26 protein-coding genes are annotated in these 24780 nt (G+C 62.7%); 13 read left to right on the forward strand and 13 right to left on the reverse strand.

Features of this window, described 5'->3' with window-relative positions; genetic code table 11:
- The first annotated feature begins 2 nt into the window (after positions 1–2).
- From trbL to NKI15_RS03270, 5 genes are all read left to right on the forward strand, one after another.
- On the forward strand, positions 3–1364 hold the full coding sequence (trbL, locus tag NKI15_RS03250; RefSeq protein WP_352885742.1) for a P-type conjugative transfer protein TrbL: 1362 nt from the start codon (positions 3–5) through the stop codon (positions 1362–1364).
- Positions 1364–2047 (forward strand): conjugal transfer protein TrbF, encoded by a 684-nt coding sequence (gene trbF, locus NKI15_RS03255; protein WP_352885743.1) that lies wholly within the window; start codon positions 1364–1366, stop codon positions 2045–2047. The genes trbL and trbF overlap by 1 nt, the downstream gene beginning before the upstream one ends.
- Complete coding sequence (gene trbG / locus NKI15_RS03260) at positions 2044–3147, forward strand: P-type conjugative transfer protein TrbG (RefSeq protein ID WP_352885744.1); 1104 nt, start codon at positions 2044–2046, stop codon at positions 3145–3147. Before trbF ends, trbG begins: the two co-directional genes overlap by 4 nt.
- Positions 3148–3209: 62 nt before the next feature.
- Positions 3210–4346: a TraB/TrbI/VirB10 family type IV secretion system protein gene (locus NKI15_RS03265; protein WP_502898674.1), complete on the forward strand. Its 1137-nt coding sequence runs from the start codon at positions 3210–3212 to the stop codon at positions 4344–4346.
- A gap of 3 nt (positions 4347–4349) precedes the next feature.
- A complete protein-coding gene (locus tag NKI15_RS03270; protein ID WP_352885746.1) occupies positions 4350–4574 on the forward strand; it encodes a DUF2274 domain-containing protein in 225 nt (74 codons plus the stop codon).
- On the opposite strand, the gene NKI15_RS03275 is transcribed toward NKI15_RS03270, so the two are convergent.
- The 6 genes from NKI15_RS03275 to NKI15_RS03300 all read right to left on the reverse strand — a co-directional run bounded on the left by NKI15_RS03275 (position 4571) and on the right by NKI15_RS03300 (position 9882).
- Positions 4571–5464 (reverse strand): LysR family transcriptional regulator, encoded by an 894-nt coding sequence (locus tag NKI15_RS03275; protein WP_352885747.1) that lies wholly within the window; start codon positions 5462–5464, stop codon positions 4571–4573. The two genes, NKI15_RS03270 and NKI15_RS03275, sit on opposite strands and share 4 nt — an antisense overlap.
- 22 nt (positions 5465–5486) lie before the next feature.
- Positions 5487–6125 carry an acyl-homoserine-lactone synthase gene (locus NKI15_RS03280; protein WP_352885748.1) on the reverse strand — a complete coding sequence of 213 codons (639 nt, stop codon included), beginning with the start codon at positions 6123–6125 and terminating at the stop codon, positions 5487–5489.
- 197 nt (positions 6126–6322) lie between these two features.
- The gene (locus NKI15_RS03285) at positions 6323–7129 is read right to left on the reverse strand and encodes a LuxR family transcriptional regulator (protein ID WP_352885749.1); all 807 of its coding nucleotides are present in this window, start codon (positions 7127–7129) and stop codon (positions 6323–6325) included.
- Complete coding sequence (locus tag NKI15_RS03290) at positions 7113–8102, reverse strand: ABC transporter permease (RefSeq protein WP_352885750.1); 990 nt, start codon at positions 8100–8102, stop codon at positions 7113–7115. The genes NKI15_RS03285 and NKI15_RS03290 overlap by 17 nt, the downstream gene beginning before the upstream one ends.
- A gap of 25 nt (positions 8103–8127) precedes the next feature.
- On the reverse strand, positions 8128–9159 hold the full coding sequence (locus tag NKI15_RS03295; RefSeq protein WP_352885751.1) for a sugar ABC transporter substrate-binding protein: 1032 nt from the start codon (positions 9157–9159) through the stop codon (positions 8128–8130).
- Positions 9160–9168: 9 nt separating this feature from the next.
- Positions 9169–9882, reverse strand: coding sequence for an ABC transporter permease (locus NKI15_RS03300; RefSeq protein WP_352885800.1), 714 nt, complete (start codon positions 9880–9882; stop codon positions 9169–9171).
- Here NKI15_RS03300 and NKI15_RS03305 point away from each other — a divergent pair.
- Positions 9864–10028: a hypothetical protein gene (locus tag NKI15_RS03305; protein WP_352885752.1), complete on the forward strand. Its 165-nt coding sequence runs from the start codon at positions 9864–9866 to the stop codon at positions 10026–10028. The two genes, NKI15_RS03300 and NKI15_RS03305, sit on opposite strands and share 19 nt — an antisense overlap.
- A gap of 112 nt (positions 10029–10140) precedes the next feature.
- Here NKI15_RS03305 and NKI15_RS03310 read toward each other — a convergent pair whose 3' ends face one another.
- Positions 10141–11697 (reverse strand): sugar ABC transporter ATP-binding protein, encoded by a 1557-nt coding sequence (locus NKI15_RS03310; RefSeq protein WP_352885753.1) that lies wholly within the window; start codon positions 11695–11697, stop codon positions 10141–10143.
- Between the two features lie 101 nt (positions 11698–11798).
- On the opposite strand from NKI15_RS03310, the gene NKI15_RS03315 reads away from it, so the two are divergent.
- Positions 11799–12287, forward strand: a complete 489-nt coding sequence (locus NKI15_RS03315; RefSeq protein ID WP_352885754.1) for a VOC family protein — start codon at positions 11799–11801, stop codon at positions 12285–12287.
- A gap of 26 nt (positions 12288–12313) precedes the next feature.
- On the forward strand, positions 12314–12871 hold the full coding sequence (locus tag NKI15_RS03320; RefSeq protein ID WP_352885755.1) for an HAD family hydrolase: 558 nt from the start codon (positions 12314–12316) through the stop codon (positions 12869–12871).
- Here the strand turns inward: NKI15_RS03320 and NKI15_RS03325 are convergent.
- Genes NKI15_RS03325 through NKI15_RS03340 form a run of 4 tightly spaced genes read right to left on the reverse strand, consistent with a single transcriptional unit; the run spans position 12868 to position 16993 of the window.
- Positions 12868–13860: an ROK family protein gene (locus tag NKI15_RS03325; protein WP_352885756.1), complete on the reverse strand. Its 993-nt coding sequence runs from the start codon at positions 13858–13860 to the stop codon at positions 12868–12870. The two genes, NKI15_RS03320 and NKI15_RS03325, sit on opposite strands and share 4 nt — an antisense overlap.
- Before the next feature lies 1 nt (position 13861).
- Complete coding sequence (locus NKI15_RS03330) at positions 13862–14650, reverse strand: SDR family NAD(P)-dependent oxidoreductase (protein ID WP_352885757.1); 789 nt, start codon at positions 14648–14650, stop codon at positions 13862–13864.
- Positions 14647–15954: a histidinol dehydrogenase gene (gene hisD, locus NKI15_RS03335; RefSeq protein ID WP_352885758.1), complete on the reverse strand. Its 1308-nt coding sequence runs from the start codon at positions 15952–15954 to the stop codon at positions 14647–14649. Before hisD ends, NKI15_RS03330 begins: the two co-directional genes overlap by 4 nt.
- A gap of 13 nt (positions 15955–15967) precedes the next feature.
- On the reverse strand, positions 15968–16993 hold the full coding sequence (locus NKI15_RS03340) for a TIM barrel protein (RefSeq protein ID WP_352885759.1): 1026 nt from the start codon (positions 16991–16993) through the stop codon (positions 15968–15970).
- On the opposite strand from NKI15_RS03340, the gene NKI15_RS03345 reads away from it, so the two are divergent.
- The 5 genes from NKI15_RS03345 (at position 16975) to iolG (ending at position 22704) form a co-directional block, all read left to right on the forward strand.
- Complete coding sequence (locus NKI15_RS03345) at positions 16975–18096, forward strand: sugar ABC transporter substrate-binding protein (protein ID WP_352885801.1); 1122 nt, start codon at positions 16975–16977, stop codon at positions 18094–18096. The genes NKI15_RS03340 and NKI15_RS03345 overlap by 19 nt on opposite strands.
- Positions 18097–18252: 156 nt before the next feature.
- Complete coding sequence (locus NKI15_RS03350; RefSeq protein ID WP_352885760.1) at positions 18253–19155, forward strand: ABC transporter permease; 903 nt, start codon at positions 18253–18255, stop codon at positions 19153–19155.
- Positions 19152–20672 (forward strand): sugar ABC transporter ATP-binding protein, encoded by a 1521-nt coding sequence (locus NKI15_RS03355; RefSeq protein ID WP_352885761.1) that lies wholly within the window; start codon positions 19152–19154, stop codon positions 20670–20672. The genes NKI15_RS03350 and NKI15_RS03355 overlap by 4 nt, the downstream gene beginning before the upstream one ends.
- A complete protein-coding gene (locus NKI15_RS03360; protein WP_352885762.1) occupies positions 20669–21676 on the forward strand; it encodes an ABC transporter permease in 1008 nt (335 codons plus the stop codon). The genes NKI15_RS03355 and NKI15_RS03360 overlap by 4 nt, the downstream gene beginning before the upstream one ends.
- Positions 21677–21699: 23 nt before the next feature.
- Positions 21700–22704: an inositol 2-dehydrogenase gene (iolG, locus tag NKI15_RS03365; RefSeq protein ID WP_352885763.1), complete on the forward strand. Its 1005-nt coding sequence runs from the start codon at positions 21700–21702 to the stop codon at positions 22702–22704.
- 58 nt (positions 22705–22762) lie between these two features.
- Here the strand turns inward: iolG and NKI15_RS03370 are convergent, their stop codons facing one another.
- On the reverse strand, positions 22763–23887 hold the full coding sequence (locus tag NKI15_RS03370; RefSeq protein ID WP_352885764.1) for a Gfo/Idh/MocA family protein: 1125 nt from the start codon (positions 23885–23887) through the stop codon (positions 22763–22765).
- Between the two features lie 26 nt (positions 23888–23913).
- Positions 23914–24684, reverse strand: coding sequence for an SDR family NAD(P)-dependent oxidoreductase (locus tag NKI15_RS03375; protein ID WP_352574111.1), 771 nt, complete (start codon positions 24682–24684; stop codon positions 23914–23916).
- Positions 24685–24780: the final 96 nt, after the last annotated feature.

A 24780-nucleotide genomic window follows, 5' to 3' on the forward strand; every position in this document is an offset into this window, starting at 1 on the left:
TCATGGGTGGCACCGGCGTCATCGATCATTTCCTCGAGGTTTTCACCCGTTACATCGATTCAGGCTTCGGCCTGCTCGGTGGCGAGGTCGCCTTCATCGCCACCACGCTGATCGTGATCGACGTGACGCTGGCGGCGCTGTTCTGGTCCTGGGGCGCCGATGACGACATCATCGCGCGGCTGGTCAGGAAGACGCTATTCATCGGTGTCTTCGCCTACATCATCGGCAACTGGAACAATCTCGCCCGCATAGTCTTCGAAAGCTTCGCCGGCCTCGGCCTGAAGGCCTCCGGAACGGGTTTTTCGACAGCCGATCTTCTACGACCCGGCAAGGTCGCACAGACAGGGTTGGACGCAGGACGTCCCCTGCTCGACTCCATCTCCGGCCTGATGGGCTATTGGTCGTTCTTCGAGAATTTCATCCAGATCGCCTGCATGTTTCTGGCCTGGGCACTGGTGCTGTTCGCCTTCTTCATTCTGGCGGTCCAGCTCTTCGTCACCCTCATCGAGTTCAAGCTGACCACGCTCGCCGGCTTCGTGCTGATCCCCTTCGGCCTCTTCGGCAAATCCGCCTTCATGGCCGAGCGCGTGCTCGGCAACGTCATCTCCTCCGGCATCAAGGTGTTGGTGCTGGCCGTCATCATCGGCATAGGCTCGACGCTCTTTTCCGAATTTACCGCCGGCTTCGGCGGAGCAACGCCAACGATCGACGACGCCATGGCGATCGTTCTTGCGGCACTCGCTCTTCTCGGCCTTGGCATTTTTGGACCCGGCATTGCCAACGGCCTCGTCTCCGGCGGACCACAGCTCGGCGCCGGCGCCGCTATCGGCACGGGTCTTGCTGCCGGTGGCTTGGCAGTGGCGGGCGGAGCAGGCCTTGCCGCGGCCTCCGGCGGCGTCGGCGCTATGGCAGGTGGGGCCGCGGTCGCCGCGCGCGGTGGCGCAACTCTCGCCGGCGGCGCCGCGACTTCCTACACCATCGCCTCCGCCGGCCAGACGGGTGCTGCCGGCGTGGCCTCCGGCCTCGGCGGTGTCGCGCGTGCCGGCGCGGCCGCGGCCATATCGCCGTTCAGAGCCGCCGCGTCACGCACCACTGACACCATGAAGCAAAGCTTCTCCGGCGGTGCGACATCCGCTTTTGAGGCCACCGGTGGCTCATCGACACAAGGCACTCTCGGCGGCGCGGAAGCAACCCCAGGCGGTCCTTCCGCTCTCGCGAGCTCCTCAGCCCCACCAGACTGGGCCAAGCGCATGAAGCGCTCCCAGACGGTCAGCCATGGGGTATCGGCCGTCGGCCATGCCGTCCGATCGGGCGACGCGCGTGGCGGCGGCTCATCCATCAATCTCTCCGAAGGGGACCGCTGATGTTTCGACGCTCATCCACTCACTACGCCAAGACGCCCCAGCCCGAGACCCCGTACCAAAGGGCGGCACAGGTCTGGGACGAGCGCATCGGTTCGGCACGCGTCCAGGCTAGGAACTGGCGCCTGATGGCCTTCGGCTCGCTAGTGCTCGCCGGCGGCTTCGCAACGGCGCTGGTCTGGCAATCCGCGCGCGGCACGGTCGTGCCCTGGGTGGTACAGGTCGACCGGCTCGGACAGGCCCAGGCGGTGGAGCCCGCAGTCTCGGACTACCGCCCGACTGATCCGCAGATCGCCTGGCACCTGGCGCGCTTCATCGAACAGGTCCGCTCCATTCCCGCCGACGCGATCATTGTTCGCCAGAATTGGCTGAGAGCCTACGATTTCACGACCGACCGCGGCGCACTGGCCCTCAACGACTACGCCCGCACCAACGATCCCTTCTCGAAGGTCGGCAAGCAGCAGATTGCCGTTGAAGTGTCGAGCGTCATCCGCGCCTCTCCCGATAGTTTCCGCGTCGCTTGGGTCGAGCGGCGCTACCAGGACGGCTCGCTCGCATCCACGGAACGCTGGACCGCCATCCTCACTGTCGTCATCCAGCCGCCGCGCGACGCTGAGCGGCTGCGCAAGAATCCCCTCGGCGTCTTCATCAACGCCATCAACTGGTCGAAGGAACTGGGCCAATGATCTTGCATTCTTGTAAAACCGTTGGGTCGGATCCACTCAAAGCCGGACTTCACCGTTTCCGTAAATCCGTACTTCCGCTTGTGCTGCTCTCAGCAACTGTGCTTGGCGGTTGCGCCACCAGAAAGCCGCCGCAGATTTCCTACAACGATCCGCAACCCGCTGTGTTCGCGCCCGCCCCGCCCGCGCCGGTGCAGGTGGTCGAACTTCCCCGACCCCTGCCGCTGCCTGGTCAGTTGAAGCCAATCAAGGAAACCCGCCGCGCTCCCGAGCCGACCGAGCCGACCATCCGGGTGAACCAGGCTAACGCCGCTGCCCGCATGCAACCGGTTCGCGATGGCTTCATCAACGCGATGCAGGTCTATCCGTTTGTCGCCGGCGCGCTCTATCAGGTCTATGCCGCCGTCGGCCAGATTACCGACGTCGCGCTGCAACCCGGAGAGCAGTTCGTCGGTAGCGGCCCCGTCGCCGCCGGCGACACGGTGCGCTGGCTGATCGGCGACACCGAAAGTGGCTCGGGCGCAACGCGTCAGATCCACATCCTGGTCAAGCCGACCCGTGCCGACCTGACGACCAACCTCGTCATCAACACCGATCGCCGCACCTACCATATGGAGTTGCGGTCGACCGAGAAGACCTACATGGCATCGGTCTCCTGGCAGTACCCGCAGGACCAGCTCATCGCGCTGCATCGGCAGAATACCGAGGCGCAGGCCGCCCAGCCTGTGGCCACTGGCGTCGACCTTGCCGCGATCAACTTCCGCTACGCGATCGATGGAGACCGCGCACCGTGGCGGCCGCTGCGCGCCTTCGACGATGGCCGCCAGGTGTTCATCGAATTCCCGCGCGGCATCGGCCAGGGCGAAATGCCGCCGCTGTTTGTCGTCGGTCCAGAGGGCAAGACCTCCGAGCTCGTCAACTACCGCGTCCGCGGCAATCACATGATTGTCGACCGTCTGTTTGCCGCCGCCGAGCTCCGCTTCGGCAGCGGTCGTCAGCAACAGCGCGTTCGCATCACACGCACCGACGGGGTAAGGCACGGGCCGTTTTCATGGATGCGAAACTCCAGCCCCCGGAACGACAGCGGAGGGCAAGCGTGGTGAGCGAGGGCCGGGAGGAGGACGAGCAGCAGCAGTTCGAGCCAGGAGCGCCAAGCCTCTCCACTATGCGGCTGCGTGGGGATCCACCTCGGGTTACCCGCCTGTCCAGGCGCGTGCTGGCCGGGCTGGGCTTGATCGCCTGTCTCGGCATTGGCGGCGCCTTCGTCTATGGCCTCCAGTCGCGCCATGGCGGCGCCGGCAGCGAGGAACTCTATTCGACAGACAATCGGGCCACGGCCGACGGGCTCGCCGGATTGCCACGCGATTATTCCGGCGTGCCGCGGCCCAATGTTCCACAATTGGGTCCGCCGCTTCCAGGAGACCTTGGGCGTCCGATACTCAGCGCCCAGAACGGTGGTCAGCCTGTTACAGGCGCCAGCGCTGAGGAACAGCGCCGGCTCCAGGAAATCGATGCCGCGCGGACCAGCCGGCTTTTCGCCGGCACCGAGGGTCGGTCCGCACCAGCCACGCCAGTGGCTGCTTCCGGAGAAACGCAAACAACGCAACAACCGACGCTCGCAGGGCTTGGCCTCGCGCCGGAGCCGGTGACGCCGACGGCGCAGGAACTGCAGGCCGCCTTCCTCAACGCCGCGGTCGATCGGCGCACCGTCAGTCCTGATCGGGTTGCCGCGCCGGCCTCGCCTTACGTCCTACAGGCAGGTTCGATCATCTCGGCCGCCCTCATCACCGGCATTCGATCTGACCTGCCCGGCCAGATCACCGCCCAGGTGACCGAGAACGTCTATGACAGTCCGACCGGACGCATCCTCGTCGTCCCGCAGGGCGCGCGGCTGATCGGTCAGTACGACAATGGCATCGGCTTCGGCCAGCGTCGCGTGCTGCTGGCCTGGAACCGCATCATCATGCCAAACGGCCGATCCATCGTTCTGGAACGGCAACCTGGCGCCGATGCCGAGGGCTACGCCGGTCTCGAGGACGGCGTCGATTATCACTGGCGCGAACTCTTCAAGGCCGCCACGCTCTCGACACTGCTCAGCATCGGTGCGGAGACCGGATCATCGAGTGGTGAAGGCGATATCGTTCGCGCGCTGCGTCAGGGGGCGTCCAACAGCATCAGCCAGATCGGCCAGCAGATCGTCGGTCGCCAGCTCGATATTGCACCCACCCTCACCATCCGGCCGGGCTTTCCTGTCCGCGTGATCGTCACCCACGATCTTGTCCTCGAACCCTATGCAGGATGATCCATGCCAAAGCTGAAACTAGGAGCGATTGCCGACGACAAACCGGTCAGGGTCACTGTGGATTTGCCGGCAGCGATTCACCGCCAGTTGGTCGCCTATGCCGATGTGCTCGCTCAGGAAACGGGAAGTCCCGTTGGCGACCCCGCCAAACTGATTTCACCCATGATCGAGCGCTTTATGGCGACAGATCGAGCCTTCGCCAAAGCGCGGCGGACACGGCAACCCTAGCTAGAAGGCAAGGGATAGCGCTCTTCCAGGAGCTTACGGAAGTTCAGCAGAGCCGCATTGTCGTTGTCGCTGCGCCAATAGGCGGCGTAGTTGATCCGGCTTGGGCCATTGCCGTCTTGCAGATCGCGATAGACAACCCCGGCGTGACTGGCGCCGATGCCCGCTTCACAGATCAGGCTGACCCCAAAGCCGGCCCCGACCAGGCCCATTATGCTTTCGCGACTGACGTCCTGGCCGACAACCTTGGGCGAAGCGAGTTTTGCCAGCAAGATGTCGCGCAGTTCCGGTCCGGGGTCGCGGCGGCTCAGCAGAAAACTCTCGCTTCTAAGGTCGGTCCAATAGACGATCTCGTTCGTGGCCAGTGGATGGCTCTCCGGCAGCACGACCATGATGCGCTCGCTCCACAAGGCCATCGTTCGCCCTTCGCGGTCAACCGGCTCGCCAGTGATGATGGCGACGTCAAGCTGGGCGTGACGCAAGCCCACCAAGAGGTTCGCCCGCGCCGCCTCGATCATGCGGATTTCCACCTGCGGAAATCGCCGCGCATGTTCCACCAGGCTCGCGCGCAAATTTCCCGCCGACAGCGAGGTGTAGAAGCCGACGGACAGCCGACCGGCCTCCCCACGGCCTGCCGCCTTGGCCGACGCCACCATATCCTCCAGTCCATCGACCAGATGCCGGGAGGTGCGCAGGATTTCGACGCCGGCCGGTGTCAGCCGCACACCGCTGCTCGACCGTTCGAAGACCGTCACGCCAAGACGCTCCTCCATCTGGCGCATGAGGCGGCTGAGCGACGACTGCTTGACGCCAAGCGCCTCTGCAGCACGGCGGAAGCTGCCGTAGTGCGCAGCGGCGACAGCAAAGCGAAGATGGCGCAGTTCGATCGCCATTACAGACTTGCGGCAAAGACCATCATGCTGCTTCCGGGCGGACAGTGCGGGCCGTCAGCACCGGCCCTTCTATCTGGCCAATCTCACGGACGCTCATCAGCGCGGCCTGGGAGATCGCCAGACGACCGGCCAAGGCCCTTGTGTCGCCGATCTGCATAGGTTGAGCGAAGCGTTCCAGGGGCCATCCAGCGCGCCTCAAGATGCGCTCGAAGCGAACATCTGTGACAGTGACCACGGCCTCCAGTCGCGTCAAAAGTCCCCACTCGAGTATCCCTGCCAGGAGACTGAGCGTCGCATCGCGAAGCCCGGTCGCGGCCACGGCCTCTGCCGCTCCGGTGTCCACACAGAAGCGAGAACTTTCGAAGATGCTGTCACTTTTCGGCGCAGGGTAAGACCCTAGCAGCGCCGGGAAGGTATTCACCAACATCGTTGGTCCTAACGTCGGCAGCAGCCTCGCGCAGCCGACCACGGCACCACTGGCGTCGACAGCAATGATATATGTCGGCTTGAGAGCGTCGTAAGCGTCGATCTCCATGTCGCCTGAAACAGAAACATCCCAGTTCAGACGATCCCTGAACACGCGATAGCGCAAGCGGTGCATATCCGCGATCAAGTCGTGAAATTCCGGGTACTCCAAATGGGTGACGGCGTGGATGCGCATGGCTGCAGGCTCCTTTGTTTGCGAGAAACAAAGAGCACTTCGAGCCACCTGGCGTAGCTGTAGGGTCTTACAGGGCGAACGAGGCGAGGAAGCACTGGCGTACAACAGCCGCGGTTGTCGTAGTAATGGCTTCGATTGCGGGATACCCAATTCAGGGCGTTGCCCTTGATCCTGGGCAAACAGACAAGCGCGCTTTCTCAGTAAGAGATAAGGCCGCGGTGCGCGGCCTCGGCCACGGCTTGCGCAACAGTTGATGCTCCCAGCTTGGACCGGGCATTCTCGATATGGAAGACCACCGTTCGCGTGGCAATGCCGAGAATAATGGCGGTTTCTGGCATCTTCTTGCCGCGCGCCGCCCAGTAAAGACACTGCCGCTCTCGTTGTGTGAGTGGCGCGTCGGCAAGCCGCGTCAGGCCCAACTGAAGTTTCGCATAGACGTGGGCATGATAGTACAAGCCGGCAAGCTGGAGGATATCCATTTCATCGGGTGGGCGACGATCAAGCCCTGCTTCCCTGCTGCCTGCGACAGTGAATGCAGCGAAGCGGCCAAAACCTCCCCTTATCGGAACAGTCGAGCCACTGTGAATTCCAAACTTGGCGGCCTCAGTGAAGAAGCGCTGCTGAGATGCGGATTGCGGGCGCAACGTCCAGCGATCCCACTGGAACGACCGTTGTGATGATCGAGCCAGCCCGACCACGGGATCAATATCCTCGTATCGCTGCTCGATATACTGCTGTGCCCACGACCGCGGGTATGACGAAAGCACCTTGAGCGAGGGATCAGAAAACCCGAGATAGGCAAACCATCGGTAGCCTAGTCGCGCCGCGAAACGATCCGCGGCCCCCTTGAAGCCAGCCTCCTCATGGGCCGTTTCAAGGGCGTCGATGAAGTCTCTCAGTGTGAGGTCGAGAAGCGTCATCACTTTCACGAAACTCTGGGCCATTCGGAACTTGAGCGGAACGTTCAGGCGCGCACCAAAGGACAACTTATCGCAGGCCAACATTCCTGCGACGCCGCAGATAGACGCCGAAGGCGCTTCCGAAGAGGATCACCGCGCCGATGACGATCGCCTGGTCGTAGAAGGCCACCCCCATCAGATCGAGGCCCTTCTCGAGCATCACGACCAGCACGACTCCGGTGAAGGTTCGCCACAAACCGCCCTCGCCGCCGAACACGCTGGTGCCGCCGACGACGACCGCCGCAATGATCTGCAACAGGATAGCATCGCCGAGGACCGGCGCTCCGGAGCCGAGCCGAAGCACGGCGAGCATGCTGGCGACGCCGGAGAGTGTGCCACCGATGAAATAGACAAGCCACTTGGTAATTTGGACGTTTATGGCGTTGAAGGTGGCGGCGCGCTCATTTGAGCCGACCAGATAGACGGAGCGCCCAAACGGCGTCTTGTGCAGGACGACCAGCCCGATCCCCAAGATCACGAGCGCGATCCACAGAAGCGACGGGACGCCGAAGATCTGCGAGCGGCCGAAGGCAGTCGCCTCGCTGGGAAGCCGGCCCACGGAGTAGCCTCGCGAGAGCAGGAAAGCCGTCGCCCGCACGGTCAAAAGGATCGCCAGCGTATAGACGAAGGGCGAAAGTCTGAGCCGAGCCACGGCGAAACCGTTGGCGGCACCGACCGCGGCACCCACGGCAATCCCGGCGACCAGGCCGAGACCAACACTGCCGGTGTCGCGCATGACGGTTGCGCCGACGACGGACGCCAGCCCGAATGTCGCGCCGACAGAGAGGTCGATTCCGCCGGTGATCATGACAAAGGTCGCGCCGATCGCGGCAACGAGCAGCGGCGCAAGCACCCGTGCCATGTTCTCCAGATTGATCATCGTGGCAAAGCCCGGCACCAGGACCCACATCGCCAGTGCGACGACAAGAACGATAGGCAAAAGCGGCAACGCAGCGACAAGCCGCAAGCCGAACTCGGAGGACCGGGCGACAGCGTCGCCCGGCCGTTTGCTAACCATCACTTTTTCCACCTTGTCGATCCGCTCAGCCAGCCACGCAGCCCCAGACCTTCGGGGCCTGGGTCGCCACGTCCGCCGGAGTATAGGGCGTTCCAGGCAGGAAGGCCGTTGGCGCGGCCGGCTTGCCCCCGGAGGCGACAGCAATCGCCGCATCCACGGCGGCTGCCGCCATGTCGCCCACCGGAGTGGCCAGGTCCATGTCGATCAAGCCGTCGCGGACGGCCTGGCAACCTGTTGGGGCGCCGTCGATGGAAACGATGTCGATATGGCCCTTTTCGCCGACCTTCTTCAGCTTCCCGGCCTTTTCGAGCACGGAGAAGACGCCCTGAAGGCCGATGTTCCACGGTGAATAGATGGCGTTGAGATCGGGGTGCGCCTGCAACGCGTTCTCGGTCCCAGTCAGTGCCTTCTCGGGCTTCCAGTCGGTGGGCACCTGCGCGACGATCACAATATTGCTATGTTTGGCCAGAACCTCATCCAGGCACTTCGAGCGTCGAATGCCGTTGTCGTTCGACAAGCCGCCTTGCAGTTCGAGCAGTTTGTAGGGCTTCTCGCCCGCTGCCTTGGCAAAGAATTCGCCGGCCGCGGTGCCATCTGCACATGGGTCACCACCAACATGGAAATCGACCGCCTTCAGATCGGCCGGCGCCTGATCGAGCGTCACATAAGCCACCCCCGCACTTCGGGCATTGTTGGCGTCGTTCACCGCCGCTTCGATGTCCCACGGAATGGCGATAATGGCCTTTGCCCCCTGCGCGATCATGCTTTCGATCTGCGATGCCTGGCGTTGCGCGTCCTCCTGAGCGTTCTGGAAGACAATCTTTGCGCCCTTGGCGGCCGCTGCCGCTTTGATCGCGTTCAACTCGCCTTCGCGAAACGATTCCATCTTGTCGAAAGAAACGCCGATGACGATTGGCTCCTGTGCCGCGGCCTGGCTGGCCCCGGCGCAAATGGCGATTGCGAGCGACGACAAAGCGAAAATTCCAGACTTCATTATCATTTTATACTCCTCCGGTTGCATTGCTATGCATTCATGTGCGCGCACGATGAATTCCATGTGTGATCGTCAGACCGTTCGGATTGCGGGGGTGCGAAGCTGTGCGGCGGCGTCAAGCACGACCGCAAACAACAGGACACAGCCTCTGACAACGTCATAAATGAATGGGTCTGCACCGATTAGATTCAGCCCATTGCTGATGGTGCTGAGCACCACGGCGGCGACGATGGCGCCACGGATCGATCCCTTGCCGCCAAGCAGACTGGTTCCCCCCAGGACAACGGCAGTGATGACAGTGAACTCGAACTGCCAGCCGAGATCCGGATTGACGGCGCCGACGCGGCCGACAAGCACCAGGCCGGCAACCGCTGCCGCAAAGCCGGCAAAACCATAGGCGAAGAACAAGACACGATGCGTGGGAATGCCATTCTCGCGGGCCGAGCGTTCGGATCCCCCGACGGCCAGGACGAAGCGGCCGATGCTGACATGGCGCAGCAGAACCGTCGCCAGCGCGGCCAGTGCAAACATCGCCACGACCGGATAGCCGATGCCGATCGCGACCATCCCTCGCCCGAATTCCCGGATCGAGCCGAAGACAAGCATCTCCCGCCCGCCCGTCAGGTGAAGTGCAATCCCGCGGTACAAGCTTAGCGTCGCCAGCGTGACGATGAGCGGACTGAGCCTGAGGACGATGATGGCCAAAGCATTGAGGCAACCAAGTGCCGTGCCGGCGATCAGCGCGACGGGATAGACGACCCAGTTCCATGGTGCCGGCCGTGCCAGCGATCGAGATCGCCAGCACCAGCGCGAGGTTCATCGAAGAGCCTGCCGAGAGATCGATGCCGGCAGTCATGATGACGAAGGAGAGCCCGATCGCGGCGATCCCGGTAATGCTCGACTGGAGCAGGAGATTGGCCATGTTGTCGTAGTCGAGGAATCGGTCGGAGAGGATGCCGAAGGCAACAACCAGAACCACAAGGACGCCGAGCAGTGCTGCGCCACGCGGCTCAGTATGCGCGAACATTCGGCGCGGCGCCGCGATCATTGGGTAGCACTCCCGGCTGTCGACCCTGACGAGGCCATCTGGATCAGTTCGCTCGGCGATATCGTGCTCGGATCGGCCTCACCGACCGTGCGCCCCTTGTGGAGGATGACGAGACGGTGGGACAACGCCATCAGTTCCGGCAGGTCCGAGGAAATGAGCAAGATCGCCATGCCCTTGCCGGCCAGATTTGCGATCAGGCGATGGATGAGCTCGCGCGCGCCGATGTCTATGCCTTTGGTCGGCTCGTCGAGGATGCACAATCGCGGATTGGTCTGCAGCCAGCGGCCGATGATGACCTTCTGCTGGTTTCCGCCCGACAGCGAAGACATCGGGCTGTGGTTGCCGGGATGGCTGATGCGGTAGGATTTCGATAGCTTCGCTGCCATTGCGGCTTCGGCCTTGCTGCTGAGCAGACCGATTGAGCCGATCATGCGCTTCAGAAATGGCGCCGTCATGTTCTCAAGCACCGGTCGCTCCAGAAATGCCTGGTCCTTGCGGCGATCCTCCGAGATGAGTGCGATGCCAAGGCCAAGGGCATCGCGGGGACCGGCGGGGCGGACCGCCACGTCGTCGAGGAAAATCTGTCCTGACGACGCCTCGTGAAGGCCGACGAGCAGTTCTGCCACTTCGCTTCTGCCGCTGCCCACCAAACCGGCCAGACCGACGATCTCGCCCGGACGCACGCTGAAGCCGACATCGCGAACCAGCCCGCCGTCGGCGAGGTTGACCACCCGCAGTCGGGCTGGGCCGGAGACGGGCGCAGGCGGCAAGGTACCGATAGACTCCGCGACTTCGCGCCCCGCCATCAGCCTGCCAAGTTCCGAACGGGGGATTTCGGAAGGCTTGCCCTCGCCAACCAGCCGGCCGTCGCGCAGGACCGCAATATGATGGGCCAGCGCATAGACCTCGTCCATGAAATGGGTGATGTAAATGACCGCTATGCCATCGGCGAGAAGCCGGCGGACAAGCGCAATCAGCCGGTTGCGCTCGGGAAGAGTAAGGCAGGTTGTCGGCTCGTCCAGGATGACGATGCGAGCGTCGAGCACGAGCGCCTTGGCGATCTCAACGAGCTGGCGCTGACCGATGCTGAGGTCCTCGACGGTTGCGTTCGGCTCGATATCGCTTTCGAGCTGGTCGCGCAGGATGCGCAAGGCGCGCTCACGCCAGGCTTTCCAAGGTATCCTGGCGGCGGGTCCCGATACCTGGCCGAGGTGAATGTTCTCGGCCACCGACAGGTTCGGGAACAGGCTCAATTCCTGATGGATGGTAGCAATACCCAATTCCTGCGCCTGCCGCTGTCCACCTATGGTCAGAGCGCGGCCGTCAATCGTGATCGATCCTGCATCCGGCTGCAGCAGGCCGCACATAATGTTCTTCAGCGTCGACTTGCCGGCTCCGTTTTCGCCGACCAGCATCAAGCACTCGCCTGGACGGACGGCGAAGGACACATTCTCGAGCACAACCTTGCCGCCGAAACTCTTGGCGATCGCCGAGAGCGCGATCACCGGCGCCCTGTCGGCGACGACGACATTCGCTTCGGCCAAGCCTGACATGGCATCCCTCCCGGCGGCAACGGCGCGCCTCATGGATGGACGCTAGCCAAAATTGACTAGCTATGCAATATGGTGCTGTCGATTTTTACGGGAGCACGGAAATGAACGACAGACCCGCGTTCGCGGTCGCCTTCAACCACGTCGGCATCGGGGTCGCCGACATCGATGCGGCAATCGCCTGGTATTGCGACATTCTGGGAATGCGGCTGATTTCAGGCCCGGTCGAGGTGAGCAACGACCGCCAGGCGCAAAACGTGCTCGGTTCGCGCTTTGGAAGGATGCGCCAGGCACATCTGAGTTCAATCAATGGCATCGGCATCGAGTTCTTCCATTCGATCGAGCCGCCTTTCGAGCGTCGGGACGATGCAGTCGAGTTTTGGAAGAGCGGGGTTTTCCATATCTGTGTCACCCATCCCGATGTCGAGGAACTTGCTGACAGGATCGTCGCATCGGGTGGCGCGCTATTGTCAGGAGTCTGGGACGAACGCGGCGGCGATCCGAACTACAAAATGTGCTACTGCCGCGACCCTTTCGGAACCGTCATCGAGATCTATTCGCACAGCTACGAATTGCTCCAAGGCCATCGATGAGAGCGATCTTCTTCGACGCCAGTGGCGTGCTGTTCGAGAATGGCACTGCACGTTTCATCGGGAGCCTTGAGAGGGAGGGGCGCGGCCAGCATGCCGCCCTGGAAGCGATCGTCAGTAGCCCCCTGTCCTGGGCGCTGCGGCGCGGCGAGATCGAACCGGCCGATTTCTGGCGCGTGGTCGAAAACGATGTCCGCGCCATCACAGGTCTTGCAACCGGCGCTTTCCGCGACCGTTGGATCGCCAGTTTCTTGCCCCACCAAGGCATGGAAGCGCTGCTGTCGGACCTGACTGAGCGCGGGCATGAACTCGGCATCATTGCCGAGACCGTGAAGGATCGTGTCGACGCGCTCGAGCGCCTGTATCCCTGGACCGCCCTGCCCCGCCTGAAATTCCGATCGTTCGAGGTGCGGCAGGACAAGCGCGACGGCGCGCTGTTCCGGCATGCCTATCGCCTCGCCGGCCCTTTCGCCGAGCGGCCGTTGATGATCGAGGACGATCCGGCATCCGCCCTTCGAGCCGAGGCGGCGGGCTTCGACGCGATCCTGTTCCAGGATGTGGAGCAGCTGCGGGCGCTTCTGCTCTAAGCCACATCGCGGCCGGCGGCGAAAGCGAGACCAATGAGGCCATCGCGATCTCCCGGCTCGCCAAGCCGAACCATGCGTTGCCAATCCTGACCGAGATTCCAACACGCTGCCGCACATTGCACAGCCAGAAGATCACGCCAGGCGGGACCGAGCGCGAGAGCGAAACCGCCGACCAGGATGAAGGATTCGGTTCCGGTCGCCGTGTGCAATCCGGCCATGGCGTGAGCCAGAGGCCGGGTGGCCGTTGCGACGTGATGGATGGTCCATTCATCACCGCCGCGAAAGGCGGCCACGATCGCCGGCGTGTCGATGAGGCGGAGGTCGCTGTCGTCCTCGCCCAGCGCGCTGCCGCGAAATCCTGGTGGATCTTGCCTGGCCGCCTGGCGGACCGCACGTTCGACGCCACGTCCAGATGATATGCCGGCCAGGTGGCCGCGCCCGCCGCATTCGCAAAGCGATGCATCGGGCCGCATGTCGACGGTGAAATGGCCGAACTCACCGCCGCGCCCACCGGGACCGATCACCGGATTTCCGCGAACGAAAAGCTTGTTGCCGACGCCCGAACCGACATTGATGAGCGCGAAGTCGGTTTCTCCGTCCGCAACATAGCGGAAGCCGCAGGCAGTCACATCGTTCATTGCCACCACACGGCGCAGTCCAGTCGCTCGATGCACAAGGTCGGCGATATCGAGATGGCGGTCGAGCGAGGCGCCGAGCAAAGTCGGCGACGACAAGGCTATCCCTTCTGGCGAGATTGGGCCGGGATAACCGATCGCGACCAGGTTTGCTTGCCCGTGTGATCGAGCACTTTGCGCAAGGTCTCGGATGGTCGCGGCCAGAGCCTCAAGCAGTCCATCGATCCCCGCCTTGCCGTGACTGTGAAAATTGGGTGTTGGCGAGCGCGCCTCGAACAGCACCTCAAGCGTGAGCGTGTTGACGAGTGCTGCGCGGGTGTTCGATCCGCCGATTTCATAGACCAGAGCAAGCATCTCAATCGGCGGTCCAGCCGCCATCGACAACCAGCGCGGTCCCGGTCACCAGGGCCGACGCATCGGAAGCAAGGTACACTACCGCTCCCATGATGTCCTCGACCCGTCCGAGGCGGCCAAGCTTGATCTTGGACAGCACGTCCCGCGAGAATGCCGGGTCCTCGAGATAGGGCCGCGTCATCGGCGTTTCGACGAAAGTGGGGGCAATCGTGTTGACCCGGATGCCACGCGCCGCGAGTTCCACCGCCATGGCTTTGGTAAGCCCTTCGAGCGCGTGCTTTGAAGCGCAGTAAAGGGTGCGGTTAGGCGCTCCAACAAGGCCCATCTGCGAGGAAATGTTGATAATCGAACCGCCGCGACCGTCTGCGATCATGCCGTCGACGACTGCCTGGCTGACGAAAAAGGCAGCGCGCACGTTGAGGTCGAAAATCGCCGCGAAATCCGCCGGTGTCACCTCGGTCATCGGCTTTGGCCGGTTGGTGCCGGCATTGTTAACCAGAATATCGAAGGCAGGCATTGCGCCCAGCGCCGCGCGGACCTGATCGAGGTCGGTCACGTCGACAAGGGCCGCGCCCGCGCGGCCGCCACGCGCTTCGATCGCGGCAGCCACCGCTTCCACGTCGCTAGCCGTGCGCGCGATCAGCTGCACCTGCGCACCCGCGTCTGCAAGTGCTGCCGCTATCGCCACGCCCAGTCCACGGCCGGCGCCAGTCACCAGGGCGCGCCGGCCGTCGAGGCGAAAGGACGGTGTCACCGGCAATGCGAGGCCAGGCTCTTGCGCTGCGCTCACTCGGCCGCCTCGGCGTAAGGCACGTTCCGGCCGCCATAGCGCCGCACGCGGATGTTGGCCTGCTCGGCATGGCCCAGGAACCCCTCCAGCACGCAAAGGCGCGAGCAGTATGAGCCGATCATTGCTGAGGCTTCGTCGGTGAGGATGCGCTGGTAGGTGCAGGTCTTCATGAACTTGCCAACCCACAGGCCGCCGGTAAACCGGGCGTTGCCGAGCGTCGGCAAAGTGTGGTTGGTGCCGATGACCTTGTCGCCGTAGGCAACGTTGGTGCGCGGCCCAAGGAAGAGCGCACCGTAGTTGGTCATCCCGGCAAGGAAGTACTCGGGATCGCGGGTCATCACCTGGACATGCTCGGAAGCGATGCGATCGGCCTCCGCCAGCATCTCCTCATCGGTGTCGCAGACGATGACCTGGCCGTAGTCGGTCCAGGCCTGGCGGGCGATCGTCGCGGTTGGGAGGATTTCGAGGAGCCGCTCTACCTCGATGACGGTGTCTCGGGCCAGCCGTTCGGAGTTGGTCAAAAGGATCGCCGGCGAGTTGGGACCGTGCTCGGCTTGACCCAGGAGGTCCGTGGCGCAGAGCTCGGCATCGACCGTCGCGTCGGCGATCACCAGGGTTTCGGTCGGCCCGGCCAGCAAGTCGATGCCGACACGGCCGAACAACTGACGTTTGGCCTCGGCGACATAGGCGTTGCCTGGCCCGACGAGGAAGTCGACCGGCGCGATCGTGGCGGTGCCGATCGCCATCGCAGCGATCGCCTGGATGCCGCCAAGAACGTAGATCTCATCGGCACCGGCCATCGCCATTGCCGCGATCACCGCCGGCGCCGGCTTGCCGTGGAAGGGTGGCGTCATCGCAATGACGCGTTTCACTCCGGCGACCTTGGCGGTGACGACACTCATATGCGCCGACGCCACCAGCGGGTACTTGCCACCCGGCACATAGCAGCCGACGGAATTCATCGGAATATTCTTGTGCCCAAGCACCACGCCAGGCAGCGTCTCCACCTCGACGTCCCGAAGTGCATCCTTCTGGATCTCGGCGAAACGCCGGATCTGCGCCTGTGCGAACCGGATGTCCTCGAGGTCCCGGGGAGCCACAGCGGCGATGCATTCATCGATCTCGGCCTGTGACAGGCGGAAACTGTCAGGCGTCCATTTGTCGAATGTTTCTGAATAGTGGCGCACGGCTTCGTCGCCGCGCTGCTCAACCGCGGCCAGTACAGCTTCCACCGCCGTCTTGACGGAGGTATGGTCGTTGGCCTTCTGGACCGATGAACGGCCTTCTTTCAGGACACGGATCATTGCAGCACCTCGCTTAGAAGCCGACCGAGCGGAGATAGGCGAGACTGGCCCGCGCATCCTCCGCCGGATTGAGTGAAATCGTTGGATCAATGTCCTGTTCAACGGTAGCGGCCCCGTCATATCCGGTATCCCGCAAGGCCTTCGCCAGTGCGGCCCAGTCGACAACGCCCTTGCCCAGCGGGCAAAAGACCTTCTGCTCGACAGCAGTGAGAAACGGTATGCGCTCTGCCAGCACGCGCTTGTGGACGGCGGGATCGATATCCTTGAAGTGGAAGTAGCGTACGCGATGCTGATGCCGTCGGTAGAAGGCAACAGGATCGATGCCGGCGTAGGCCATGTGGCCCGTATCGATGCAGATGCCGACCCGGCCAGGGTCCAGTTTGTCCAGGATGGTCTCGAATTCGTCCTCGAATTCGATGTAGCAGCCGGCATGCTGATGAATGACAGGCATGACGCCATGGGCGAGCGCCAGGTCGGCGATCCGGTCGATCAACCCGACAAGATGGTTGAGGCGCTGCGCACCGATCGGCTCTGCGAGGTCACGCCGCCCTGCAGTGTTCATCCGTTCCGGTGAGATATGATCGATCGTGACAAGATACTTTCCGCCGGCAGCAGCAAGCAGGCGCACGGTGCGGTCCGCAACGTCGAGCACGAATTCAGCCTTCTCCGGACTGTGCAGATCCTGAAAGACGAACCCCGCTATCACTGTGAGGCTACGGCGTTCGAACTCGGGCCTCAGAACCGCAGGATCCGTCGGATAATACCCGTAAGGCCCTAGCTCGGTGTAGCCGTAACCGGCAGCGCTGATCTCATCCATCACATGCGGCCATGCCGGATTTTTGGGATCGTCGGCATAGTCGACCCCCCAGGATACGGGCGCGTTGGAAAGCTTGACGAGCATCTGGATATCCCCTGGCTGTGCATTTGTGTTGCCGTTTCGCGGCTGCGGTGGATCAGCATAATCACATGCTGCATAGCAATGCAAGATTCCAGTTGCATTGCTATGCAATTTGGCGTTTGGTGACGGCAGCCCGTCCATGGCGGGTGGTTTTCAAAACTAGGGAGGAAGCCATGCTAAAGAATTTCAGGAGAAAGCTTGCCGTCGGACTTGGGGTTCTGTCGCTCGCGGCAACGCCCTCCTCCGCTAGTGATCTCGCCAACGTCTATGTGGGCGTCGGGAGCGCGTCGAGCGAGTACTGGGCGGCTTTCATCGAGGGTGCAAAGGCGGTCGCAGGATCGAAGGGCAAGGACGTCAACGTCATTGTCAGCGACTTCAACGGGCAAAAACTGCTGGAGCAGTTCGGGGCCGTGTTCGCCACAGGCTGCGAAGGCTGCGCGATTGCTGTCGACCCGGCATCCAATGCCTTTACAAAGGCAATCGTGGAGCGTGCCGGTGAAGCCGGCGCCAAGATCGTCAATCTGTGGAACCGGCCCGACGAGATTCACCCCTGGGATACGGCCCCCGATGCCTGGGTTGCCAACATATCGTTTGACGGCGTGGATTCCGGTTACCGCAACGGCATGGAACTGTGCAAGGCGCTCAAGGGTGATGGCAACATCGTCGCCCTGGAGGGAATTCCCGACAATCCGCCGGCGAAGCAACGCCTCGCCGGCCTGAAAAAAGCAGTGGCTGAGTGCCCCGGCATGAAGCTGGTTGACGTTCAGGTTGGCAACTGGGACCAGACCCAGGGCCAGGACATTACGCGGGCATGGCTGACCAAATATGGCAAAGGCCTGAACGGCATTTTTGCCGAGAATGACGGTATGGCGTTGGGCGCTGTAGCGGCCCTGCGCGAGCAGGGCCTCGCGGGAAAAATTCCGGTCACCGGATCGGATGGCTCCAGTGATGCCATGCATCTGATCAAGACCGGTGAGATGCTGTCGACGATGTACATCGACGGCTTTGTCCAGGGTGCCACGGCCACGGCGCTGGCGGTCGGGGCAATTACCGGCGACATCGACCTTTCCAAACTGGGCAATGAGCAACGTGACTTCTACCTGTCGCAGACCCTGGTCAACAAGGACAATGTCGACGCGATCCTCACCAAGAAAAACGATCCGGCTGCCTATAGCTACGACAAGGTGAAGGCCAATTTCTGGGCCGCCTCGGTCGGCCAGATCCCCGCCGGTGCCAACAAGTAGACTGGAAACTGGTCGGTCATGACACTTACGCAAAATGCGTCCATCGAAGCCTCCCCGCACACGAATGCGGGGAGACCTGCGGGCCAGGCAAGGGTTGCATCAAGGTGGCGGCTTCCGCTCAGGGAACTTGGTCCGGTCGCCACGCTTGCAGTTCTGGTGCTGGTCTTTTCACTGACAAGCGCGCAGTTTCTGACGGCTGGCAATTTGAAGGTCGTTCTTGAATCGAGTGCGATCCCGGTTGTTCTCGTCGTCGGCCTTTCCTTCATCCTGGTCCAGGGTTCAATCGATCTGTCGATCGAAGGCGTCATGGCAGCATCGAGCATGCTGGTCTCGCTGCTTATTGCCAATTCGGTGACGGGTTTCGATCTGGGCTGGTGGGCCATCCTGGCAGGCGCCGGTCTCGGATCGGCTTTTGGCCTGGTCAATGGCCTTGTCTACACAGTCCTGCGATTGCCGTCCCTGATCGTCACGCTCGCAACCTGGTTTGTCGGGTTGGGTATCGCCACCCTGCTCTTTCCGGGCAGGCAGCCACAAATTCTTGATGAGCGGCTGACGCGCCTGGCGCTGGACAAGAGCCTTGGCGTCTCTGCCCTGGTTTTCCTGGCGCTCGCGGTTGCTGCACTTGGATGGCTTCTGCAGACCTATACCCAGTTCGGGCGCATGTCCTACGCCATCGGCCGCGACGAGAAGGCCACGAGGCAGTCAGGACAGCATGTCCGCTTTCACAAAATCCTGGCCTTTGTGCTTATGGGGCTCGTGTCTGGCGTTGGCGGCGTCATGATCTCTGCGCAGCTCGCCGTCGGCAATCCCGCGGCCGGCGAGGGTTTCCTGTTCCCGGCTGTCAGTGCCGCCGTGATTGGCGGGACGCTTCTCAGTGGCGGCACCGGCGGCGTGCTCCAGTCGATCATCGGCGTGTTCATTCTCGAGGTCCTGCGCAACGGCATGATCCAGCTAGGCGTCGACCCCTATTTGCGCCATGTCGCCGAGGGCCTCACCATCATCGCAGCCTTGGTCGTGGGCAACTGGAGCCTGCGTGGGCGGCTGAGGATCGTGAAATGACCCCGGTTCTCGCTGCGACAGGCATTGGCAAGACCTATCCGGGCGTGCGTGCCTTGCACGATGTCAGCGTCGAGCTGCGCCAGAACGAGGTTCTTGGTCTCATTGGCCAGAACGGGTCCGGCAAGTCGACGCTTCTGAAGATCCTTTCTGGGATGGAGCAGCCGACCACCGGGACAATCCGCCTGCGTGGCGTTGACACCGTGGTCCGCTCGCCACTGGCCGCGGCGAGCATGGGAATAGGGCTGGTTCACCAGGAGCAGTCGCTAATCCCCAATCTCACGGTTGCCGAGAACATCTTTTTCGACAAGCCGTCGCCGCACCGCCGCTTCGGCATCTACAACTGGAAAGGTCTCAACCGGGAAGCCGCCCGCCAGCTCGCAAAGCTTGAGTGCGATATTCCCCCAGACATCAAGGTCGACGCGCTGAGTTTTCCGGACCGGCAGATGGTCGAGTTCGCCAAGGTGCTGGCAATCGAGGAACTGGTGGACCAGCCACTTGTCATCCTGTTTGACGAACCAACGTCACTGCTCAGCCCATCGGAGGTCGACGATCTGTTTCGCCAGATCAGGCGCCTGCGGACGCGCGCTTCGGTGGTTTTTGTGTCGCACCGGATGGACGAGGTGCTGAAGATCTCCGACCGCGTGCATGTCATGGTCAATGGCGAGAATGTCGCGGAAAGAACGCAAGCCACCACGAGCCACGAGGAACTTTATCATCTGATGGTCGGCTCGCGACGCTCCGACGACTACTATCAGGAAAGCGGTCGCGGGCCGGTAGAGGCGATTGAACCGCGCTTGGTGGTCAGCGGCCTCACCGCACCCGGCAGGTTTCGCGACGTGTCGCTTTCGGTCCGGCCAGGCGAGATCGTGGCCGTCACCGGCGTGGCAGGCTCGGGCGCCGAACCCTTCTGCCGTGCCATTTTCGGCGCCGAGGACGCAGTGAGTGGCAGCGTCAGGGTCGCAGGCGACGAACTGGGTTCATCCGCCATGCCCGATGCAGCAATTCGCGCCGGCATTGGCTACGTCCCTGCCGAGCGCAAGCTTGAGGGTGTCCTAGTTGGACGCACTGTCCTGGAAAACATCGTCCTCACCTTCGGCCCGCAGATGGGACGGGGCGGTCTGGTCAACCGGAAAAAGGAAACGGCGCAGGCGCTCTCCTGGATCAACAGGCTCAAGGTCAAGACGCCCTCGCCTGTAGAATATGTCGAGCGCTTGAGCGGGGGCAACCAGCAGAAGATTTCTCTCGCCAAATGGCTGATGTCGGAGCGGCTGCAGGTCCTCATCCTCGACCATCCGACGCGGGGGCTTGATCCTGGCGCCAAGGCCGATCTCTTCGCAGTCATGAGAGGGCTTGCACGCCAGGGGCTGGCGATAATCTTCGTCTCGGAGACGCTCGAGGAGACGCTGGGCATGGCAGACACCGTGATCGTCATGCGTGACGGCGAAGTGTCGGCCAGATTTGAAGACCTTTGCCTGCACAAGCCCAGACCCGAAGAAATTGTCGAGGCAATGGTATGAGTGGCGACAGTCCAGAAACGCGCGCTGGCCAGGCTGGCGAACAGACGGCATCCATCAGGCGTATTGAAATTGCCCGTAAGCTCAGGTCGATCGCCGTTCCCGCGATCGCGCTTGTCGCGCTGTTTTCGGCCATCGCGTGTGTCCAGCCCAAACTCCTGTCGTTGCGGGCCCTTGCAGGACTATCAACAGACGCCGCGCCGCTGCTCATGCTGGTGATGGGCAGTGCCGTCGTCATCCTGCTTGGTGGTATCGACCTCAGCGTGGCAACCATGGCCTCCTTTGCGGCAGTTGCCTTCGTCATCCTCAATCCGGCCCTTGGGGAACTCGCATTCTTCGCTGTAATCGCGCTTGCCGGCCTCATTGGCGCGCTACAGGGCTTTGTCCACCACCGGGCCCAGATTCCGTCGTTTGTCGTAAGCTTCGGATCTCTGGGTATGCTCTACGGCATCACCCATTTCATTTCGAATGCCACTGCGGCCCCCCTGTCGCAGCCATCGGCCATCATCTCCTTCTTCGGCAGCCGAACCGCCGGACTGCCGAACGGCGTGATCGTTGTTCTCGTCTCGGCCGCCATCCTCGGCGCCCTGTTCCGGTTTACCCGCCTTGGCCGCGAGATCTTTGCAGTCGGCGCTTCAGAAAGGGCGGCCCTCCTGTCGGGTGTCAGGACCCTGCGCGTCAAGGTGGTGGCCTTCGCCATCTCGGCGATCTGCGCTTCTGTCGCCGGCCTGCTCCTGCTCGGGCAGACCGGATACAGCTCGCCTGCAATGGCGAACAACTACCTCCTTCCGGCGATCGTCGGGGTGGTGGTCGGCGGTACTGCCATTTCGGGAGGCATCGGGGGCATCGCCTGCGCCCTGATCGGTGGGCTGATCGCCGGTCTGGTGCGCATCGGAACGGTCATCGTCGGGCTCAATCCCGCCTACCAGAACATCGTCTTCGGCGTGGTTATCGTGATTGCCGTCGCCATAACGATCGATCGCGAGAAAATTGGCATCATCAAGTAGGACGCGGCCGGGAAGGAGGACGAATGTCTAAACAGCGGCAGTTGCAGCTGGCGCTGTTTGGCGCCGGGCGCATGGGCACCATCCACGCGGCAAACATTGTTGCCCACCCCCGTGCAGCACTTGCCGGGATCTGCGATCCGGATGAAGCAGCCGCGCAGGTTCTGGCGCGCGCCTCCCGGTCTCGTGTGCGCACGACAGCCGATGTCTTCGACGATCCGGCCATAGACGCCGTCGTCATTGCCAGCGCAGCTTCCACGCACCCCGAACTGATTGAGCGGGCACTTGGCTGCGGCAAGGCCGTCTTCTGCGAGAAGCCGCTGGCACGCGACCTCGGCACGGTTCGATCCCTTGCCGCCGCCGTTGAGGCTTCAGGCATCCCATTCCTGCTGGCCTTCAACCGTCGCTTCGATCCAGGGTTTGCGTCGCTTGCCTCGCGGCTGCGACAGGGCGAGGCAGGAGCCCCGGAACTGGTGCTGCTCACCAGCCGCGATCCCGGCCCGCCGCCGATCGAGTATGTCGTGGCGTCAGGCGGCATGCTTCGCGAGACCACCATCCACGACATTGATATGGCGCGCTGGCTGACCGGCGAGGAGCCGGATAGTGTCTATGCCGTTGGTGCGGCGCGCACTGACCCGCGGATCGTGGCAGCCGGACATGTCGACACCGTCATGGTGACCCTGACCATGCCGTCGGGAACACTCGTTTCGATCAACAATTCCTGGCGATCTGCCTATGGCTACGATCAGCGCGCGGAAGTTCATGGAGCGGGCGGCATGCTCCAGCTCGGCAACGTGCTGCCGACCCCCGTCGTCGCCTGGAACGCCGGCGGCGGCTTATCCGACAAGCCGCAGCCCTTCTTTCTTGAACGATATGCCGAAGCCTACCGGCGAGAGCTCGACTACTTTGTCAGCCGCCTCGAAGAGGGAGGCGCCTTGTCACCAGGTGCGGCCGACGGCCTGAAAGCGCTTGAGATCGCCCAGGCTGCAGAGGAGTCGATGAGGTCGGGCCTTGCTGTAAGGCTCGGTTGAACTCCGTCCACTCGCCTGCAGATCGCCGCGCAAAACACGCCGCCGGCGACACTGGCGATCAGCCTACGACGTCCTGCCAACTCCGTGTTGCGGCAGCTTTGACAGTCGCTTCTATAACGGCGTTTATATGAGCTGCTTCAGCAAAATTGGGCGAAGCTGAAGTGTCGTTCTTCTGGATCGCCTCGATGAGGCGCCGGGCCGTGATCACGAAGGCTTCGCCATAGCCCAGACCTTGCCCCTGCGCATACCAGAACGGCTCCGCTTCCGGATGGATGCCTCCGATCATGATACGGCGGAAACCGCTGCGATCTTTGCGTTCCGCTTCTGTGTAGAGATGGATTTCGTTGCTGCGCTCCCAGCTGAACGAAAGCGATCCCTTCGAGCCGATGATCGTGAAGGCGAGATCGCTTTTGTGGCCGGTGGCCGCCCATGAGGAATGGACCGAGCCGGTCGCTCCGGAGCGGAATTCCACAAGCGTCGTCGTCATGTCGTCGACGGTTACGGTTGTCGGACCGGTGGCCGTCGCACGTTCGGGAAAATAGGTGCGGGTGTTGGCTGCGACGCGGCCGATCGGCCCGAACAGGAAAACGGCGATGTCGCTGATATGCGATCCAAGATCGCCGCCCGCGCCAGCGCCGGCCCTTTCCTTGTCGAAACGCCAGGCATGAGGCAGGCCGGAATCATTTGCGTAATCCTGGAAGAAATGCCCTTCGAAGTGACGCAGTTCACCCAATTCGCCGTCGTCGATCAGCTTGCGAGCGAACTGCACGGCAGGCCAGCAGCGATAGACGAAGTTGACGATGTTGACCTTGCCGGAGCATTCGGCAGCCTCGGCCATGCGGCGCGCGGCAGCCGCAGTGTTGGCCAACGGCTTCTCGCAGAAGACGTGCTTGCCGTTGGCAAAGGCGTCGAGCGCAATCTCCTCGTGGCTGTCATTGGGCGTGATAATGACGACGACATCGATGTCGTCGCCGCGCGTCACGGCCTTCCAGTCGGTGGTCGCCTCGCGCCATCCCCAGCGCCGGGCGCTGTCTTCGGCCAGGCTCAGATCGATGTCGGCAAGCCGAACCATCTCGATGCGCGGCATCTTCGGCCACAGGAACCCTTCGATATTGCGCAGTGACAGGCTGTGGGTCTTGGCCATATAGCCCGAACCGACGATACCGAACCTCAAACTTTGCACGTGATGCTCTCCCAATCCGTATGCTCCTATCTGATCGACCGGCCGCCATCGACCGGTATGGACAGGCCGGTCATGAAACTGGCGTCATCGCTGGCCAGAAAGGCGATGACGCTTGCCACCTCTTCCGGGCGCCCGATGCGCCCGATGGGATGCTTGGCAACGACCGCATCGGTCGCCGCGTCTGGATCTGGCGCGGCCTCGAGCCAGTTCGACACCATGCGCGTGCCGATTGCCGCCGGGCAGCATGCATTGACGCGAATCCTGTCTTTGGCGAGATCGAGCGCGAGCGACGCGGTAAGCGTGGTGATGCCGCTCTTGGAGGCGCTGTAGGCCACCATATTCTCGGTGCCACGAATGCCGGTGATCGAGCCGACGTTGACGATCGCTCCGCCACCGGCGGCACGAAGATGCGGCACCGCAGCGCGACAACCAAGGAAGACGCTGGTCAGGTTGGTGCGCAGCATCTCGTTCCAGAGATCGAGGTCGGTTTCTTCGACCCCGCCGCTCGCCCGGGCCCCAGCATTGTTCACCAGAACGTCGAGCCGTCCAAACTGGTCGACGACGGAACGCATGGCCTGCTCCCACTCGTCGGCGGATGTGACATCGAGCCGTACCGAGTAGGCGTCGTCGAGGTCGATGTCCTTGTTGCTTCGCCGATGAGCGGCCGCAACTTTGCCCCCCTCGCCGTGGATGCGCCTTATGGTGGCGAGGCCAATGCCGGTAGAGGCACCCGTTACCAGGACAATCTTGCCTTCGAAACGCTTCAGCCCGTCGCCTTGCATAGGGTTCAATTCCACGTTTTGCCGCCATTTGGTCTCGGGCCGATTTCGTTCGGGAGGCTCCCCTGCCCTAGTTGAACTCGACGCTTGGGTGGAGTATGAAGCCTAAATTGC

Origin of the sequence: Mesorhizobium sp. M0862 (assembly GCF_040319795.1) — a bacterium.
Taxonomy (GTDB): Bacteria; Pseudomonadota; Alphaproteobacteria; order Rhizobiales; family Rhizobiaceae; genus Mesorhizobium.

Coding starts and splice junctions, on each gene's coding strand:
- trbG (WP_352885744.1), top strand. CDS start 2,044: ATGATCTTGCATTCTTGTAAAACCGTTGGGTCGGATCCACTCAAAGCC.
- NKI15_RS03290 (WP_352885750.1), bottom strand. CDS start 8,102: ATGGTTAGCAAACGGCCGGGCGACGCTGTCGCCCGGTCCTCCGAGTTC.
- NKI15_RS03280 (WP_352885748.1), bottom strand. CDS start 6,125: ATGCGCATCCACGCCGTCACCCATTTGGAGTACCCGGAATTTCACGAC.
- NKI15_RS03275 (WP_352885747.1), bottom strand. CDS start 5,464: ATGGCGATCGAACTGCGCCATCTTCGCTTTGCTGTCGCCGCTGCGCAC.
- trbL (WP_352885742.1), top strand. CDS start 3: ATGGGTGGCACCGGCGTCATCGATCATTTCCTCGAGGTTTTCACCCGT.
- NKI15_RS03265 (WP_502898674.1), top strand. CDS start 3,210: ATGCGGCTGCGTGGGGATCCACCTCGGGTTACCCGCCTGTCCAGGCGC.
- NKI15_RS03305 (WP_352885752.1), top strand. CDS start 9,864: ATGGTGCCGGCCGTGCCAGCGATCGAGATCGCCAGCACCAGCGCGAGG.
- NKI15_RS03285 (WP_352885749.1), bottom strand. CDS start 7,129: ATGTTGGCCTGCGATAAGTTGTCCTTTGGTGCGCGCCTGAACGTTCCG.
- NKI15_RS03270 (WP_352885746.1), top strand. CDS start 4,350: ATGCCAAAGCTGAAACTAGGAGCGATTGCCGACGACAAACCGGTCAGG.
- NKI15_RS03360 (WP_352885762.1), top strand. CDS start 20,669: ATGAGTGGCGACAGTCCAGAAACGCGCGCTGGCCAGGCTGGCGAACAG.
- NKI15_RS03315 (WP_352885754.1), top strand. CDS start 11,799: ATGAACGACAGACCCGCGTTCGCGGTCGCCTTCAACCACGTCGGCATC.
- iolG (WP_352885763.1), top strand. CDS start 21,700: ATGTCTAAACAGCGGCAGTTGCAGCTGGCGCTGTTTGGCGCCGGGCGC.
- NKI15_RS03355 (WP_352885761.1), top strand. CDS start 19,152: ATGACCCCGGTTCTCGCTGCGACAGGCATTGGCAAGACCTATCCGGGC.
- NKI15_RS03325 (WP_352885756.1), bottom strand. CDS start 13,860: ATGCTTGCTCTGGTCTATGAAATCGGCGGATCGAACACCCGCGCAGCA.
- hisD (WP_352885758.1), bottom strand. CDS start 15,954: ATGATCCGTGTCCTGAAAGAAGGCCGTTCATCGGTCCAGAAGGCCAAC.
- trbF (WP_352885743.1), top strand. CDS start 1,364: ATGTTTCGACGCTCATCCACTCACTACGCCAAGACGCCCCAGCCCGAG.
- NKI15_RS03295 (WP_352885751.1), bottom strand. CDS start 9,159: ATGGAATTCATCGTGCGCGCACATGAATGCATAGCAATGCAACCGGAG.
- NKI15_RS03310 (WP_352885753.1), bottom strand. CDS start 11,697: ATGTCAGGCTTGGCCGAAGCGAATGTCGTCGTCGCCGACAGGGCGCCG.
- NKI15_RS03340 (WP_352885759.1), bottom strand. CDS start 16,993: ATGGACGGGCTGCCGTCACCAAACGCCAAATTGCATAGCAATGCAACT.